General features: G+C 71.0%; 16 protein-coding genes. 8 read left to right on the forward strand and 8 right to left on the reverse strand.

Annotated elements, in window-relative coordinates:
• The first annotated feature begins 110 nt into the window (after nucleotides 1–110).
• From ACWPQI_RS03935 to ACWPQI_RS03955, 5 genes are all read left to right on the forward strand, one after another.
• Nucleotides 111–1,289: a pyridoxal phosphate-dependent aminotransferase gene (locus tag ACWPQI_RS03935; protein WP_029539984.1), complete on the forward strand. Its 1,179-nt coding sequence runs from the start codon at nucleotides 111–113 to the stop codon at nucleotides 1,287–1,289.
• An 84-nt stretch (nucleotides 1,290–1,373) separates the two neighbouring features.
• A complete protein-coding gene (locus ACWPQI_RS03940) occupies nucleotides 1,374–1,991 on the forward strand; it encodes a TetR/AcrR family transcriptional regulator (RefSeq protein ID WP_010593752.1) in 618 nt (205 codons plus the stop codon).
• Nucleotides 1,992–2,015: 24 nt separating this feature from the next.
• A complete protein-coding gene (gene purB, locus ACWPQI_RS03945; protein WP_040273944.1) occupies nucleotides 2,016–3,437 on the forward strand; it encodes an adenylosuccinate lyase in 1,422 nt (473 codons plus the stop codon).
• Between the two features lie 112 nt (nucleotides 3,438–3,549).
• A complete protein-coding gene (locus ACWPQI_RS03950; RefSeq protein ID WP_010593755.1) occupies nucleotides 3,550–4,128 on the forward strand; it encodes a TetR/AcrR family transcriptional regulator in 579 nt (192 codons plus the stop codon).
• Nucleotides 4,125–4,562, forward strand: a complete 438-nt coding sequence (locus ACWPQI_RS03955; RefSeq protein WP_124258911.1) for an HIT family protein — start codon at nucleotides 4,125–4,127, stop codon at nucleotides 4,560–4,562. The genes ACWPQI_RS03950 and ACWPQI_RS03955 overlap by 4 nt, the downstream gene beginning before the upstream one ends.
• 17 nt (nucleotides 4,563–4,579) lie before the next feature.
• Here ACWPQI_RS03955 and ACWPQI_RS03960 read toward each other — a convergent pair whose 3' ends face one another.
• Entirely contained in the window at nucleotides 4,580–4,765 is a 186-nt protein-coding gene (locus ACWPQI_RS03960) for a hypothetical protein (protein ID WP_010593757.1), read from the reverse strand.
• A gap of 324 nt (nucleotides 4,766–5,089) precedes the next feature.
• Here ACWPQI_RS03960 and ACWPQI_RS03965 point away from each other — a divergent pair, with 324 nt between their 5' ends.
• Entirely contained in the window at nucleotides 5,090–6,289 is a 1,200-nt protein-coding gene (locus ACWPQI_RS03965) for a serine hydrolase domain-containing protein (RefSeq protein ID WP_342660503.1), read from the forward strand.
• Between the two features lie 69 nt (nucleotides 6,290–6,358).
• On the opposite strand, the gene ACWPQI_RS03970 is transcribed toward ACWPQI_RS03965, so the two are convergent.
• Both ACWPQI_RS03970 and ACWPQI_RS03975 read right to left on the reverse strand, forming a co-directional pair.
• A complete protein-coding gene (locus ACWPQI_RS03970) occupies nucleotides 6,359–7,645 on the reverse strand; it encodes an MFS transporter (RefSeq protein WP_234575086.1) in 1,287 nt (428 codons plus the stop codon).
• 257 nt (nucleotides 7,646–7,902) lie between these two features.
• Nucleotides 7,903–8,409: a MarR family winged helix-turn-helix transcriptional regulator gene (locus ACWPQI_RS03975; RefSeq protein WP_010593760.1), complete on the reverse strand. Its 507-nt coding sequence runs from the start codon at nucleotides 8,407–8,409 to the stop codon at nucleotides 7,903–7,905.
• 528 nt (nucleotides 8,410–8,937) lie between these two features.
• Between ACWPQI_RS03975 and ACWPQI_RS03980 the strand changes: the two genes are divergently transcribed.
• Nucleotides 8,938–10,371 (forward strand): DUF1254 domain-containing protein, encoded by a 1,434-nt coding sequence (locus ACWPQI_RS03980; RefSeq protein WP_017680587.1) that lies wholly within the window; start codon nucleotides 8,938–8,940, stop codon nucleotides 10,369–10,371.
• A 58-nt stretch (nucleotides 10,372–10,429) separates the two neighbouring features.
• On the opposite strand, the gene ACWPQI_RS03985 is transcribed toward ACWPQI_RS03980, so the two are convergent.
• The 3 genes from ACWPQI_RS03985 to ACWPQI_RS03995 all read right to left on the reverse strand — a co-directional run bounded on the left by ACWPQI_RS03985 (nucleotide 10,430) and on the right by ACWPQI_RS03995 (nucleotide 11,995).
• Nucleotides 10,430–10,690, reverse strand: a complete 261-nt coding sequence (locus tag ACWPQI_RS03985) for an Ada metal-binding domain-containing protein (protein ID WP_474738659.1) — start codon at nucleotides 10,688–10,690, stop codon at nucleotides 10,430–10,432.
• Nucleotides 10,687–11,409 carry a 2OG-Fe(II) oxygenase gene (locus tag ACWPQI_RS03990; RefSeq protein ID WP_017680589.1) on the reverse strand — a complete coding sequence of 241 codons (723 nt, stop codon included), beginning with the start codon at nucleotides 11,407–11,409 and terminating at the stop codon, nucleotides 10,687–10,689. Before ACWPQI_RS03990 ends, ACWPQI_RS03985 begins: the two co-directional genes overlap by 4 nt.
• Before the next feature lie 148 nt (nucleotides 11,410–11,557).
• Nucleotides 11,558–11,995, reverse strand: coding sequence for a MarR family winged helix-turn-helix transcriptional regulator (locus ACWPQI_RS03995; RefSeq protein ID WP_010593764.1), 438 nt, complete (start codon nucleotides 11,993–11,995; stop codon nucleotides 11,558–11,560).
• 76 nt (nucleotides 11,996–12,071) lie between these two features.
• Here ACWPQI_RS03995 and ACWPQI_RS04000 point away from each other — a divergent pair, with 76 nt between their 5' ends.
• Complete coding sequence (locus tag ACWPQI_RS04000; protein ID WP_040273961.1) at nucleotides 12,072–13,907, forward strand: ABC transporter ATP-binding protein; 1,836 nt, start codon at nucleotides 12,072–12,074, stop codon at nucleotides 13,905–13,907.
• Between the two features lie 7 nt (nucleotides 13,908–13,914).
• On the opposite strand, the gene ACWPQI_RS04005 is transcribed toward ACWPQI_RS04000, so the two are convergent.
• Both ACWPQI_RS04005 and ACWPQI_RS04010 read right to left on the reverse strand, forming a co-directional pair.
• Nucleotides 13,915–14,568 carry an isochorismatase family protein gene (locus ACWPQI_RS04005; RefSeq protein ID WP_017680591.1) on the reverse strand — a complete coding sequence of 218 codons (654 nt, stop codon included), beginning with the start codon at nucleotides 14,566–14,568 and terminating at the stop codon, nucleotides 13,915–13,917.
• Nucleotides 14,569–14,596: 28 nt separating this feature from the next.
• Nucleotides 14,597–16,246, reverse strand: a complete 1,650-nt coding sequence (locus ACWPQI_RS04010) for a (2,3-dihydroxybenzoyl)adenylate synthase (protein ID WP_048772623.1) — start codon at nucleotides 16,244–16,246, stop codon at nucleotides 14,597–14,599.
• Between the last annotated feature and the right edge of the window lies 1 nt (nucleotide 16,247).

Below are 16,247 nucleotides of genomic sequence, written 5' to 3' on the forward strand. Positions count from 1 at the left end.
GCTCCGGTCGGCGCGCGGGTGTCCGTCGAGGGAGCTGACGTCGCGACGGTCCGCCGGTGCATGCGCACCGGGAAACATCCGGCCGAGCGCGAGCGGCTAACGTCGAGGTCGTGCGCTTCGAATCCCGACGATCCCGGATCCAGACCTTCCACGTCATGGACGTGTGGAAGGCGGCCACCGAGCGGCAGCGCACCCACGGCGACGTGCTGAGCCTGGCGGCGGGTCAGCCGTCCACGCCGGCACCCGCCCCGGTGCTGCGCGCCACCCACCGTGTCCTCGACGACGAGCTGCTCGGCTACACCGAGACGTTCGGGATCCTGCCGCTGCGCGAGGCGATCGCCGGCTACCACCGCGACCGTTACGGCGTCGACGTCGGGGCCGACGACGTGGTCGTCACGACCGGATCGTCGGGGGCGTTCACGCTGCTGTTCCTGGCTGCCTTCGACGCCGGCGACACGGTCGTCGTCGCCCGGCCCGGCTACCCCGCCTACCGCAACACCCTCGCCGCCCTCGGCTGCAGGGTGGTCGAGCTGGACTGCGGACCGCACACCCGTTACCAGCCGACCGTCGAGATGCTCGAGGCCCTCGACGGGCCGATCGCCGGACTCGTCGTCGCCAGCCCCGCCAACCCGACCGGCACCATGATCGAGCCGGCCGAGCTGGCCGCACTCGCCCGCTGGTGCGACGACCACGACGCGCTGCTCATCTCCGACGAGATCTACCACGGCATCGAGTTCGGAACGCACGGTGCGCCCGCCACGAGCTGCGCGTGGGAGACCTCCCGCGACGCCGTGGTGATCGGCTCGGTGTCCAAGTACTTCTCGATGACCGGGTGGCGGCTGGGCTGGATGCTCGTGCCGGAGGGACTGCGCCCGCCGCTGCAGCGCCTGGCCTCCAACATGACGGTGTGCCCGCCGGCGATCTCCCAGTACGCGGCCGTCGCCGCGTTCGGCGCGGAGGCCCGGGCCGAGCTCGACGGGCACGTCACGCGGTACGCGGCCAACCGGGAGCTGCTGCTGCGGGGCCTGCCGGAGCTGGGTGTCACCGAGCTCGCCCCCGCCGACGGTGCCTTCTACGTCTACGCCGACATCGGCCACCTGCTCCCGGACGGCGAGAACTCCACCCGCTGGTGCGCCCGGCTGCTGCACGAGACCGGGGTGGCGCTCGCGCCCGGCGTCGACTTCGACACCGTGCACGGCGATCGGACCGTCCGGCTGTCCTTCGCCGGGTCCACCGCGGACGTGCAGGCGGCGCTGGAACGGCTGCGCGCCTGGCTGCCCGGATCGTGACGAAACCCGACAGATTGGTCCTACCTGCGAGTATTCGGGCCGTTTCCGTCAGGCGCGACCACCGGGACTGGCACCATGACAAGGGTGTCGATCGCAGCCACCCCCAAGGGCGAACGGCGCCGCCAGGCGCTCGTCGCGGCGGCGGCCGACCTGATACTCGAAGGTGGAATCGATGCCGTCCGGCACCGTGCCGTCGCGCACCGGGCCGGACTTCCACTCGCCTCCACCACGTACTACTTCCACTCCCTCGACGACCTCGTCGCGAGCGCGGTCCAGCACAACGGCCGGCGTGAACTCGACGTCATGCGCTCGCGCGTGCAGTGCGTCCCGCCGAGCGACCGCGGACCCGAGTCCACCGCGGACCTGATCGTCGACCTGCTCGTCGGGCCCGGCGGGGTCGGCGAGATCGAACGCGAGCGCCTCATCGCCCGCTACGAGCGGTGCGTCGCCACCGCCCGTCACCCCGAGCTGCGCGACGTCCAGAAGGAGCTGCGCGCGCAGATCGAGCAGCTGCTCACGGACCTGCTGCAGCGGTGCGGGCGGTCGGTGCACGAACCACAGCTGCGGCGGCTCGTCGCGGTCGTCGACGGTGCCGTGCTCGGCGCGCTCGGCGACCTCGACCCCGATCCGCGGGCCCTCGCGCGGTGCATCCTGCCCGGCGTCCTGGAGGGAGTGGCACCGCCTGCCGAGCAGGAGGCGTGACGGGGCGCCGTAAACTGATGTCCTGTGAGTCGCATCCCGAACGTCCTTGCCACCCGTTACGCCAGCCCGGACCTGACCGCGCTGTGGTCGCCGGAGCACAAGATCGTGCTCGAGCGCCAGCTGTGGCTGGCGGTTCTGCGGGCGCAGGCGGAGCTCGGGATCGACGTCCCCCGGGAGGCGCTCGCCGATTACGAGCGGGTGCTCGAGCAGGTCGACCTCGAGTCGATCGCGGCGCGGGAGCGCGTCACCCGCCACGACGTGAAGGCCCGCATCGAGGAGTTCAACGCCCTCGCCGGCCACGAACACGTGCACAAGGGCATGACCAGCCGCGACCTCACCGAGAACGTCGAGCAGCTGCAGATCCTGCGTTCGCTCGAGCACGCCCACGCCCACGGTGTCGCGATCGCCGCGCGGCTGGCCGAGCGCGCCGCCGAGTACTCGACGCTGGTGATGGCGGGCCGGTCGCACAACGTCGCGGCGCAGGCCACCACTCTCGGCAAGCGGTTCGCGTCCGCCGCCGACGAGTTGCTCATCGCGCTCACCCGGTTGCGCGAGCTGATCGCCCGGTATCCGCTGCGCGGCATCAAGGGACCCATGGGCACCGCGCAGGACATGCTCGACCTGCTCGGCGGTGACGCCGACAAGCTCGCGCGTCTCGAGGCGAAGGTCGCCGAGCACCTCGGCTTCGCGAACGTGCTCACCAGCGTCGGCCAGGTCTATCCGCGCTCCCTGGACCACGACGTGCTCTCCGCGCTCGTGCAGGTCGCGGCCGGGCCGTCGTCGTTCGCGCACACCATCCGCCTGATGGCCGGGCACGAGCTCGTCACCGAGGGCTTCCAGCCGGGCCAGGTCGGCTCGTCCGCGATGCCGCACAAGATGAACACCCGTTCCTGCGAGCGGGTCAACGGCCTGCAGGTGGTGCTGCGCGGGTACGCGTCGATGGCCGCCGAGCTCGCCGGCGCGCAGTGGAACGAGGGCGACGTGTTCTGCTCGGTCGTGCGGCGCGTCGCACTGCCCGACGCGTTCTTCGCCCTCGACGGACTGATGGAGACCTTCCTGACCGTCCTCGCCGAGTTCGGTGCCTACCCGGCGGTGATCGAGAAGGAACTCAACCGCTACCTGCCGTTCCTGGCGACCACGAAGGTGCTCATGGCGGCGGTGCGCGCGGGCGTCGGCCGCGAGACGGCGCACGAGGTCATCAAGGAGCATGCGGTCGCCGTGGCACTGGCGATGCGTGAGCAGGGCCGCGAGCCGGACCTGCTGGACCGGCTGGCCGCCGACGAGCGGCTGCCACTGGATCGAGCGGCCCTCGACGCCGCGCTGGCCGACCGGTCGGCGTTCGTCGGTGCCGCACAGGCGCAGGTCGCCACCGTTGTCGCGGCGGTGCAGGACCTCGTCGAGCAGTACCCGGACGCCGCGAAGTACACGCCGGCGCCGATCCTGTAGGGATCGTCCGGGACAAGGCTGCCGGGGGGAGTTGTCAGATGGGGGTAGCCGAAATGCAGGGGAGAAGATGTTGGCCGGGAAGCCGGGTAATGCCGTACGGATCCGGGATGCGGTGCGGACGCGAGCCGCGCTGCTCGACGCCGCGACGGAGGTGTTTCTCCGCGACGGGTACGCCGCGGCGGCGACCGAGGAGATCGTCGCCGTCGCGGGCGTGACCCGCGGGGCGCTCTACCATCACTTCGCGAACAAGCGGGATCTGTTCCGCGGGGTCGTGGAGCGGATGCAGGTGGAGACCGAGGAGACGCTCGCGGCGATCGAGGGCAGCGATCCGTGGGAATCGTTCACCGCCGCGGTGCTCGCCTCGCTCGATGTCGTGTACGACCCGGCGATCCGGCGTCTGCTGCTCATCGAGGCCCCCGCGGTGCTGGGCTGGGCGGAGGTCCGGGAGGGGCACCGCAAGAACACCATCATGATCACCGAGCGCGCGCTGCGGGCAATCGCGCGGCGCAGCGGCGAACCGGCACCGCAGTCGTCGGCGCTGGCGCACATGATCGTCGCGGCCGTCGAGGAGGCCATGCTCTACCTCGCCCACAGCGACGACCCCATCCGCGAACGGCCGGAGGTGCAGGCGCAGCTGCTGCAGCTCCTCGAAGGCGTCCGGCGGCCGGCACCCGTTCAGGAGAGTGCGTGAGCGACTGCGTGTTCTGCGCGATCGTCGCCGGCGCCGCGCCGGCGAGCATCGTGTTGGACGAGCCGGATGTGCTGGCGTTCATGGACATTCGTCCGTTCACACCCGGGCACCTGCTGGTGATCCCCAAGCGCCACGCATCCGGCCTCGCGCACCTCGCCCCACAGGACGGCGCGCGGGTGTTCGACGCGGGCCGGCGCATCGCGACCGCGCTGCGCGCGAGTTCGCTTCCCATCGAGGGGGTCAACCTCTTCCTGGCCGACGGCGTCGCCGCCGGCCAGGAAGTGTTCCACGTGCACCTGCACGTCGTTCCGCGCCGTCGCGGCGACGGTTTCGGACTGCGGGCCGTGCCGCGCACCCCGAACCGCGCCGTGCTCGACGGCACCGCCGAGACCGTGCGGGCAGCGCTGGCCGACGCCGGGGGCAGCCCCGGCTGAGACCGAGTCGTCCGGGCTCAGCCGGCCAGGTCGTCCGGACCCACTTCGTCGTCGCGCCACGCCGACGCGCTGACGCCCTGGCTCGACCGCAGCCACCGGATGCCGGCGGCCAGGGCCAGGACGAGCGAGCCGACGAGGAGGACTGCGCGGCCGGACGAACGCCCGCGCAGCAGGATGGCCGGAGAAGGTGAGGAATCGGGCACCGCACCATCCTGCCTCATCTCGGATGCGACGGACGGGTGCCCGCCGCGGGCCGCGACTGTATTGCCCGCATCTCCCGGGTGCGGGAGACTGTCCGGGGGCGATGGCCCGGCGAGTCGCAGGCGTCCGAGGAGGCGGTCGTGCAGTTCGGATCGTGGCGGTCGACGAGCCGGACGACATGAACGTCGTCGTCGGACAGGTTCGTCGCGACCGTCGGGGATCTGCACGAAGCGCTCGTCGGACTGCCGCGCCCGATCGGCTACCCGCGCGGCCCTGTGCCGCATCGCCGGTACCGCGTGTGCCGCACCACGCGAGAGGAGACGACCGTGTCCGCTCGAATATCCCGGCACCCGGGGATCCACGGATACGCGCGCGACGACTTCGCGGCCGTGCGGCAGGCGTTCGCCGAGAACTTCTCCCACCGTAGGGAGTTGGGTGCCGCATGCTGCGTCTACTACCGCGGGGAGAAGGTGGTCGATCTGTGGGGCGGGGTACGGGACAAGACGATCGGCGCGCCGTGGGAACGGGACACCATGACGCTGGTGTTCTCCGCCACGAAGGGGATGACCGCCGTGACCGTCGCGCTGGCCCATTCCCGCGGCTGGCTCGATTTCGACGAGCGGGTCTGCACCTACTGGCCCGAGTTCGCGCAGAACGGCAAGGAACGGATCACCGTCCGCCAACTGCTGGCCCACCAGGCCGGGCTGTTCGGCTTCGACGAGCCGGTGGATGCCGGGGTCATCGCCGACCCGGACCGGCTGGCCGCGATCATGGCCCGCCAGAGACCGGAGTGGGCGCCGGGGGAGCGGCAGGCCTACCACGCGATCAGCCTCGGCTTCTATCAGGGTGAACTCGTTCGCCGGGTCGACCCGCAGCACCGCACGCTCGGGCAGGTCTTCCAGGACGAGATCGCGACCCCGCTGGGGCTGGAGTTCTACATCCGCCTCCCGGCCTCCGTTCCCGACGCCCGACTTGCCCCGCTGGTGATGCGGAACCCCCTCCGGAATCTCGCCGAGCTGTCGCCGCGGCTGTTTCCGGCGTTCCTGAACAAGCGGTCGGTGTTCTACCGCTCGCTGGTCGCCAACCCGGGAACGCTCGTGGCACTGGACCCGGACACGATCTACGCGCGCGATCTGGAGGCGCCGTCCGGCGGAGGCGTGGGCACGGCACGCGCCCTGGCGCACGCCTACGGTGTCCTGGCCACCGGCGGTGCGGAACTCGGCATGCGCCCGGAAACGCTGCACGAACTGACGGCCCCGCCGGTGCCGCCCCGGGACGGTTTCCACGACGCGTGCATGCTCGGGGACATCCGGTTCGCCCTCGGTTTCATGCGCCCGAGTCCCGACTGGTCTTTCGGCGGCCCCCGGTCGTTCGGCGCGCCCGGTGCCGGCGGTTCCTTCGGCTACGCCGATCCGGATGCCGGGATCGGCTACGGCTACGTCTGCAACCGCATGGGCAAGTCTCGGAACGATCCGCGCGACGTCGCCTTACGTGCCGCGATGACCGGCGCCGTCACGTCGGCCTGATCCGGGGCGGTCGCCTACCGGGCGCCGGGCGCATCAACCGAAAGACCCCTCCGGAGAGGGGGTTCGGAGTCAGGCCTTCGACAGCGCCGTCGGGCGGGGTTCGGTGTCGACGCCGGGGATCCCACGCCCGCGCAGGGACGCGCCGGCCGTCTCGGCCACGAAGTACAACGCGACGAGACCGACGACGCACGCGCCCATCATGTAGAAGGCGGGGACGAGGTCGTTGCCGGTCCGCTCCACCAGCCACTCGTTCACCGCCGGGGCGGTCCCGCCGAACAGCGACGTCGAGACGTTGTAGGCGATCGCGAAGCCGGCGAAGCGCACGTGGGTGGGGAACATCGCCGGGAAGGTCGCCGAGATGGTCGACAGCTGCAGCACGTACAGCAGGCCCAGGACCGTGAACGCGACGATGGCCCAGGCGAAGCTCACGGTCATGAGCATGTACATCGGAATCGCGAGCAGCAGCAGCCCGCCCATCGAGATCAGCCACATCGGCTTGCGGCCGATCCGGTCGGACAGCGAGCCCGCGAACGGAATGACCGCCATCATGGCGAGCTGCCCGATGACGACGAGGGACAGCGAGGCGGTGCTCGACAGACCGATGCGGTTCTCGAGGTAGGTCGGCATGTAGCTCAGCAGGGTGTAGTTGCAGACGTTGAGCGCGACGACCAGACCCATCAGCGTCACGATCGGCTTCCAGTACTGCGAGAGCAGACTCCTGAACTGCGTGCCGGTGTCCTGCTCGACCTCCCCGTCGGCCTCGAGTTCGCGGAACACCGGGGTGTCCTCGAGCTTCGACCGCAGGTACAGCCCGACGAGGGCGAGGGGTCCGGCGACGAAGAACGGCAGGCGCCAGCCCCACGTGCTCATGAACGCGTCGGTGGAGAGCAGATCGATGGACAACACGATGAGCGCGCCGAACGAGAAGCCGGCGAGAGTGCCGAACTCGAGGAAGCTGCCGAAGAACCCGCGCTTACGGTCGGGGGAGTACTCGGCCATGAAGGTCGCCGCACCACCGTACTCGCCGCCGGTGGAGAAGCCCTGGATCATGCGCAGCAGCACCAGCAGCAGCGGTGCCCAGAAGCCGATGGAGGCGTACGAGGGAATGGCACCGAGCAGGACGGTCGCCGTGCCCATCAGGATGATCGTCAGCGCAAGCACCTGGCGGCGTCCGAGCCGGTCGCCGAGGGGACCCCACACCAGCCCACCGAGCGGACGTACGAGGAAGGACACGGCGAAGACACCCAGGGTGAGCAGCGTGGCCGATTCCAGATCGCCGGGGAAGAACGAGTCGGCGATGTAGGTGGCGGTGTAGGCGTATACGCCGTAGTCGAACCACTCCGTGAAGTTGCCCATGGCCGAGGCGCTGATCGCGCGCCGCAGATGACCGGGTCGGACCTCGGAGTGCACGTCGGTATCGCCGGTGGGTCTCAAGACACATCCCTTCGTTCGGACAACCGTTCCGGCGTACCCGACGGGCGGCCGTCCGATCCATTCGATGTGCAGTGAGAAGTAGTTTGTTACCCTTCCGTAATGTTTTTCCTGCGGGTTCCCGCATGGTGGGAGTGTGGATCTGCCGATCGACCCCCGGGGAAGGCCCGGATCTCGCGTGCCTAGTGTTGATCGAGGGCGCCGGCGCGCAGCGCGGCGGCATTGATGCGGGTCAGCACGTCGTGCAGTTCCTCGAGCTCGGCGAGGCTCACCCCGAGCCGGCGCACCACCGTTTCGGGCACCGTCTCCGCCCGTTTCCGCAGTGCACGTCCCGCGTCGGTGAGGTCGACGACGAGCTGACGCTCGTCCTGGGGGCTCCGGGTGCGGGTGATCAGACCGAGCGACTCCAGTCGTTTGAGAAGCGGGGACAGGGTGGGCGAGTCCAGTTGGAGGGCCCGGCCGATTCCCTTGACCGACATCGGCGCGTCCCCCCACAACGCCAGCATCACGAGGTACTGCGGGTGGGTCAGGCCGAGCGGTTCGAGCACCGGCCGGTACACCGAAAGGACCGCGCGGTTGGTGACGGACAGGGCGAAGCAGACCTGACGGTCGAGGGCGAGGGGGTCGGCCGTCGCCCTCGACGACCCGGCTTCGGCCCCGGTCGAGTGGGGGCGGGCCTCCGTGCTCATGGCCTCGATGCTACCCAACCGGAACCTGCCGGCGACGGTCGCCGGACGGGCCGCGCAGCGACTCCGGCGCCGGTATCGCAGGCCGACGAGAGATTCCGGCCGGTGTGGAGTCCCCGCGAGGTGGCATCGCCCCATGGGTAATGCCTCCGAAAAGGACTGTCGGACCGTCGATTACCGAACGAACGGGGCTCCGGTCGCCTCGATGCGTGAATCGCACTGCATCACAGAGCAATTCGACCTCCGCGGAGAGACGCGTGAGACGGTCCGGTTGTGATCCTCGACGCCCGGTTCGCGAAGAACGACTGGTTCGCGGACCACTCGGACAGGCGGAGTGGCGCAGCACGGCGGGCGCCGGAACCCAGGAGCGCCGTGCCGCGCACCCGGGATTCGAGGAACTCCCCTCCATCCGGGCAGACGACACGCCAGACTGGATACCACCCGAGTTCGAGAAGTGCTACCGGCCGGAGGAATCGAAGAGCGCCGACGGCGACGAGTTGCGGTCTCGGCCGTGAAGGCAGGAGGAAATCGATGACCTCGCATGCGAACACCACACCGATTCCACCCGGGATCGCGATGCCGGACGAGGTCCGGACCCGGTTGGGCACGTTGCGATTCTTCGACGGGGTCCCCGACGACGCGGCGACCCGGACGCTGTTCGACAACCTGGACTTCCAGCGGGCGGTCCAGGCGTACCTGCTGGGGCTGGCCCCGGTCGCCGTGGCGGCGATGCGTAAGGCGCTGGTGCAGTGGGGGCCGGTGAACGCCACCCTGGTGATGTGGGCGGACCTGGTCCATCCGCGATTCCTCGGCCTTGTCTACAACACGAGCACCTCGTACCACTACGCCTGGCTCGACCTGCGCGACGGGCCAGTCGTCGTCGAGGTCCCCCCGAAGGTATACGGCGCCGCAATCGATCCCTGGTGCCGGTGGGTGGTCGACGTGGGCCTCACCGGACCGGACCAGGGCCGCGGCGGCCGCTACCTGTTCGTGCCGCCGGGCTACGCCGGGCAGGTGCCGGACGGTGACCGGGTGGTGCGGTCACGCACCGTCGGGTTGTGGGTGGGCTGGCGGGGTTTCCGGGACGAACACGGTGATCCGCGCCCGGCGGTGGAGATGGTCGAGGCGCACACCCGGATTCATCCGCTCTCCCAAGCGGACGATCCCCCGTCGACGCGGTTCGTGAACGTCTCCGCCGAGCCGATGTGCGCCGTCGCCCCGGCCGACTTCCGGTTCTGGGAGATGCTCGACGAGGTGGTGCAGTCCGAACCGCCGGAGTCGGCCGACCCGCTCACCCTGGGCATGTTCGCCTCGGTCGGGATCCGTCGGGGCAGGCCGTTCGCCCCGGACGAGCGGATGCGCGCGATCCTGACCGAGGCGGCGACGGTCGGGGACGCGACCGCCCGCGCGCTGACCTACCGGTTCCGCCACCAGGAGGCGTACTACTACCCCGGCCGCGCCTGGCGCTCGGGCTTCCTCGGCGGCTACTCGTGCACGGAGGACGGGGCGTTGCTGCTCGACGCCGCCGCTCAACTCGACTTCTTGTACGGCAGTACCAGCCCGGCCTTCGATCAGAAGGCGGTCGGGACCGGGTCGCAGTACGCCCTCGCATTCGTCGACGCCACCGGCGCACCGTTCGACGGTGACCGGAGCTACCGGTTGCACGTGCCCCCGCACGTGCCCGTGAACAACTTCTGGTCGGTGCTGGTCTACGACACCCAGGCCCGGTCGATGCTGCAGACCGATCAGCAGTGGCCGTCGGTGACCAGCCAGGATGCGGACCTGGCCGTAAACGAGGACGGCTCGGTCGACGTCCACTTCGGGCCCGAACGACCCACCGAGGACTGCAACTGGATACAGAGCCTGCCCGGCAGGGGCTGGTTCGCCATGTTCCGGCTCTACGGGCCTCTGGAGCCATGGTTCGACAAGACCTGGAGGCTCCCGGACATCGAACCGGTCGGGTAGCGACCGGGCCGACGGGCACCGCTTCGGCGGGTACGCGGCGCAGAACGCGAACTGCCGCTCATCCGGCTCGGTCCGCCTTCCATGTCCGGTGGCGATCCGGCAGGCACACCGTGCACGGGCGGTAGCCGGCTGCGACGGCGTCGGATTCGCCGGCAAAGAAGACCCGGTCCCGGACATAGCCGCCGCGCGCGATCGCCCGCCGCGCCGCGCGGCAGTCGAGTCGTCCGTAGATCCGGCCGCGACGGTGGCCGCCCAGTGTGCCGGGGGCTGCGCTGAGGTAGGGACGTCCGTCGCTCCCGACGAGCGTGTAGTGGGTCACCGTGCGTCGTGCAGGACGAGGCCGAGGGTGTGGCGGACGCCGGCGCGGACGGTGCTGACCCCGTGCCGGACGGGGGAGCGGGTCCAGCCGCGCGTGGATCGGGTGGGCCGGTCGCGGGTCGTGAAGATCAGGGCGTGACCTTGCTGCAGCACCGTGGCGGTGCCCCGGGACTGCGCGCGGGCGCGTTGCTCGACGAGGAGGAACTCGCCGCCGAGGTGGTCGTGGCCGGGCCGGTCGAGGCCGATCACCACCTGCAGCGGGAACACCAGGTCGCCGTAGAGGTCGCGGTGCAGGGCGTTCCAGTCGCCGGCGGTGTAGCGCAGCAGCAGGGGCGTCGGCTCGGTCTGTCCCGCGGCGCGGCAGGCGTCGAGCCAGTCGCCGAACTCGTCGGGCCACGGCGCGGGGTCGCCGAGGCGCTGTGCCCAGTCCCGTGCGACGGGCAGCAGCCGGTGGTAGAACGCCGCGCGCAACCGGGTGATGCCCTCGGGTACGGGACTGCCGAAATAGCGGTAGGTGCCTTTGCCGAAGCGATACCGCGCCATGTCGATCGTGCTGCGGAAGCGGCGTTCGTCGTCCCACATCGCGGTGACGCGTGCGCACTCGTCCGCGGTGAGCAGCGGCCCGGTCTGCGCGCACCCCGTCGCGTCGAGCTCGGCGACGAGCGCCGGCCAGTCCTGAGCCTCGACCCGCGCGGTGAGCGAGTCGGTCCGGTTGGTCATCGTTCCTCCTCCGGCCGGGCAGTCCACCCCGTAGACGCTCGTCGGGCGGGAAACGTGAGATCCGGCCGGGAGGTTCTCGCGGCGAACGGGAGGAAACCGGCGACGCCACTCGCGCGTTGCCGCGACAACCTCCCGCTCGTCGCGGCAGTCACCCGTCGGCGAGCTTGGTGAGCAGGCGGGCGAGTTCGGTGCGTTCGGGGCCGTCGAGACGGGCGAAGAACTCGGTGGCCTCGGCGTCGCGCGCGGCATCGAGTTCGGCGGCGATGCGGCGGCCCTCGTCGGTGAGGTGGACGCACACGGCGCGACGGTCGGCGGGGTCGGCGACGCGGCGGGTCAGGCCGCGGGTCTCGAGCCGGTCGATCACCTCGGTGGCCGAGCGCGGCGCGATGCGCAGCGCCTTGGCGACGTCACCGAGGCGCAGCGGCTCGGGGGAGTGCCCGACGACGTGCAGCGCGCGGTGCTCGTGCGGGGACAGCTCCCACGGACCGAGGGTGGCGTGCCAGCGGCGGCGCAGCGTGCGGGTGGCGGTCATCAGCAGGTCGCGCAGCGCCGGGTCGGTGGGGACGTCGGACATGATGCGGATCATACCTCACTTGACGGTTGCCTCTTAGTGAGGCAACCTCAACAAGTACGTTTCGTACCTCACGAAGGAGGTGACGGGCATGATGCAGCCTCCGCCCGGCGGCGGGCCGGGACCGATGCGGCACGCCAAGCCCGACCCGCGCGACCGCGCCCAGCTCGAGGAATCCCCCGTGAGCGTGCGCCGCATCGGCGCGCTCTTCGCGCCCTACCGCTGGCAGGTTGCGCTCGTCGTCGGGCTCATCGTGGTCTCGTCGGTGATCACGCTCGCCAACCCGTTCCTCGTCCGCACCCTCATCGACCACGCGATTCCCGACCAGGACGTGCCGCTGCTGCTCGGCGCCGTCGGGGCGATGCTCGCCGTCACCGTCGTCGCCTCGATCCTCGGCGTGGTGCAGACGTGGATCTCCACCACGGTGGGCCAGCACGTCATGCACGACCTGCGCACCCGCGTGTTCGACCATCTGCAGCGGCAGTCCCTCGGCTTCTTCACCCGCACCCGCGGCGGGGAGATCCAGTCCCGGCTGACCAACGACATCGGCGGCATGCAGAACGTCGTCACCTCCACGGCGACCTCGATCGCCTCCAACGTCACCACCGTCGTCGGCACGGCCGTCGCGATGGCGGTGCTCAGCTGGCGGCTGTCGCTGCTGTCCCTGCTGGTGCTGCCGCCGGCGATCTGGCTCACCCGCAAGGTCGCCCTGATGCGCCGCGAGATCACCACCGTGCGCCAGCGTCGGCTCGCCGACATGCAGACCCAGATCGAGGAGAGCCTCTCGCTCAGCGGCGTCCTGCTCGGCAAGATCCTCGGCACCGGTCCCGCCATGTCGGAGCGCTTCGCCCGCACCTCCACCGAACTCGCCGACCTCGAGGTCCGCTCCCAGTTGTCCGGGCGCTGGCGCATGGCCACGATGAACATCGTCTTCGCCGCCATCCCGGCCCTGCTCTACCTCGTCGCCGGCCTGCCCGCGACGTCGGGCGGGATGACGATCGGCACCCTCGTCGCGTTCACCGGCCTGCAGGCCACCCTGTTCCGGCCGCTGATGAGCCTGCTCGACGTGGGCGTGTCGGTCACCGGGTCGCTGGCGCTGTTCAGCCGCATCTTCGAGTACCTCGACCTGACCGTCGAGATCGGCGAACCCGCGAAGCCGGTGCGGCTCGACCTCGAGCGCGTCGCCGGCGCCGTGCGGTTCGACGACGTCCGCTTCCGCTACGACGGTGCCGACCGGGACGCGCTCGCCGGCATCACCCTCGACGTGCCGGCGGGCTCGCACGTCGCGCTCGTCGGCGAAACCGGTTCAGGAAAAACAACTCTCGGGTCGCTCGTCGCGCGACTGTACGACCCCACGTCGGGGCGGGTGACGATCGACGGCGTCGACGTGCGCGACCTGCCGCTCGCCGACGTCGCGAGCCTGGTCGGTGTGGTCTCCCAGGAGACGTACCTGCTGCACGCCACGGTCCGGGAGAACCTGCGTCATGCCAAGCCCGACGCGACCGACGCCGAGATCGAGCAGGCCGCGCGCGCCGCGCACATCCACGACCTGCTGTGCTCGCTGCCGGACGGCTACGACACCGTCGTCGGGGCGCGCGGGCACCGCTTCTCCGGCGGCGAGAAGCAGCGCCTCGCCATCGCCCGCACCCTGCTGCGCGACCCGCGCATCCTGGTGCTGGACGAGGCGACCAGCGCCCTCGACAACGAGACCGAACGCGCGGTGCAGGCCGCGCTGGACGCGGCCCGCCGCGATCGCACGACCCTCACCGTCGCGCACCGCCTCTCGACCGTCCGCGACGCCGACACCATCGTCGTCCTCGACCGCGGCCGCATCGTGGAGCAGGGCAGCCACGACGAACTGCTCGCCCGCGACGGCCGATACGCCGCGCTCGCGGCCCGCACACAACCACAGGAAGTCGGCGTGTGACCGCCGCTCAGCCGGACACCGAAAGGGCGCCGGTCCGCAGGCGCCGCACCGCGTCCGCCGCCGGCACCACGGCGGCGCATCGCGCCGCGAGGTACTGCAGCGCCTCGGTGTGCTCCCGCCGGGAGAAGTCCGCGACCCCGTCCGCGACGACGAAGACCTGCACATCCCGCATGAACCCGTCCAGCGCGGTGCTCAGGCACCCGATGTGGGCGTAGACGCCGGTCACGACGAGCTGGTCCCGGCCCCACGCGTGCATCCGCTCCCGCAGGTCGGTGCGGATGAATGCGCTGTAGCGCCACTTGGTGAGCTGCACGTCGTCCTCGCGCGGCGCGAGTTCGGCGACGACGGACGTCAGAGCCGGGTCGTCGGCCAGGCCGGGACCCCAGAAGTCGGTGAGCAGGGCGCGCTCGGCGGGATCCTGATCGCCCGGCTGGGCGGTGTAGACGACGGGAATGCCCGCCTCGTACGCCGACTGCCGGATCGTATCGATGTTCGGCACCACCGTGGCCAGCGGATCCGCCGTGCGGTCGAACGCGCGGACGAAGTACTCCTGCATGTCGTGCACGAGCAGCACCGCCCGCCGCGGATCGATCGTCCAGTCGACGGTGTTCTCCGGCAGGTCCGTGGGCATCGGATAGGAGACGGACTTCGGCAGGGCCATGGCGGGATTCGCTTTCTGTCGTCGGGGATCAGTGCTGCAGGGTGGCGGCGAGCGCGCGGCGCAGCTCGGCGCGGCTGGTCTTGCCCACTCCGGTGACGGGGAAGGCGTCGACGAGGACCACCTTGTCGGGGATCTTGTACGCGGCCAGGCCCCGTTCCCGCAGGAACGCCTTCAGCGCCGGGGCTTTCGGCGTGGTCCCGTCGGCCACGACGAACACGCACGTGCGCTCCCCGAGGTAGGCGTCGGGCACGGCGACCACCGCGGCGTCCAGGACGTGGGGGTGGGCGAGCAGGTGGTTCTCCACCTCTTCGGCGGCGATCTTCTCGCCGCCCCGGTTGATCTGATCCTTCGCGCGGCCCTCGACGACGACGTAGCCGTCCTCGGTCAGGCGCACGAGATCGCCGGTGCGGTAGAACCCGTCGGGGGTGAACGCCGTCGCGTTGTGCTCGGGCGCGGCGTAGTAGCCGCGGATCGTGTACGGGCCGCGGGTGAGCAGGTGGCCCGTCGCGCCGGGGGCGACGGGCCGATCCTCGTCGTCGACGATCCGGATCTCGTCGTGCGGGCTGATGGGACGGCCCTGCGTGCCGACGACGGTGGTGTCGGGGTCGTCGAGCCGGGTGTAGTTGACCAGGCCCTCCGCCATCCCGAACACCTGCTGCAGGGTGCAGCCGAGTTCGGGCGTCACCCGCGCGGCCGCTTCGGCACCGAACTTCGCCCCGCCGACCTGCAGGACCCGCAGCGACGACAGGTCCCGCTCGGTGCGGGCCCGCGCCGCGAGCCACGCCAGGGCGAGCGGGGGCACGAGCGAGGCCATGGTGATCCCCTCCCGCTCGATCAGCTCGAAGGCGGTGTCGGGGCTCGGGTCCGGGGCCAGCACGACCGTACCTCCGGCGTGCAGGACGCCGAGGATCCCGGGTGAGCTCATCGGGAAGTTGTGTGCCGCCGGCAGAACCACGAGCATCCGGGTGCCGGCGTCGACGCCGCAGATGCGGGCCGACTCGCGCACGGAGTACAGGTAGTCGGTGTGGGTGCGCGGGATCAGCTTCGGTGTGCCGGTCGTCCCACCCGAGAGCTGCAGGAACGCCACGGATTCCGGGTCGACGTCGGCGCACGCGTCCGGCTCGTGTGCGCGCAGCGCGTCGAGCGCGGTGAACTCCTGCGCGTCGCCGGCGACGATCACGACCGGGGGCCGGTCGAGAGCCGCGCACACCTGCCGGGCCAGCGCCCGGTAGTCGATTCCGCCGTGCTCGCCGGCGATCACGTACGCGGCGGCGTCGGTGAACCGGCAGAAGTACCCGATCTCGGCGCTGCGGTGCGCGGGCAGCGCGAACACCGGCAGCGCACCGAGACGGAACACCGCGAAGACCACCTCGGTGTACTCGACGATGTTGGGTAGCTGCACCAGGACCCGGTCGCCGCGCTGCACCCCGGCCGCCGCGAGGCCCGCGGCGATCCGGTCCGCCGTGTCGGACAGCTCGCGGTAGGTGATCCGTCGCTCGGTGCCGTGGGCGTCGCGGCCGACGAGCGCGACGCGCTCGCCGTGACGGTCGGCCCGGCCGGACAGGAACCGGACGAACGTCTCGTCCGTCCAGTAACCCGCGGCGCGGTAGAGTTCCGCGAACTCCCGCGGGTAGCCGGCGGTGGCGGCCAGGGGAGTCCGGGTGGCGGCGATCGTCACG

The sequence above is a fragment of the Rhodococcus sp. LMD genome (assembly GCF_056108245.1).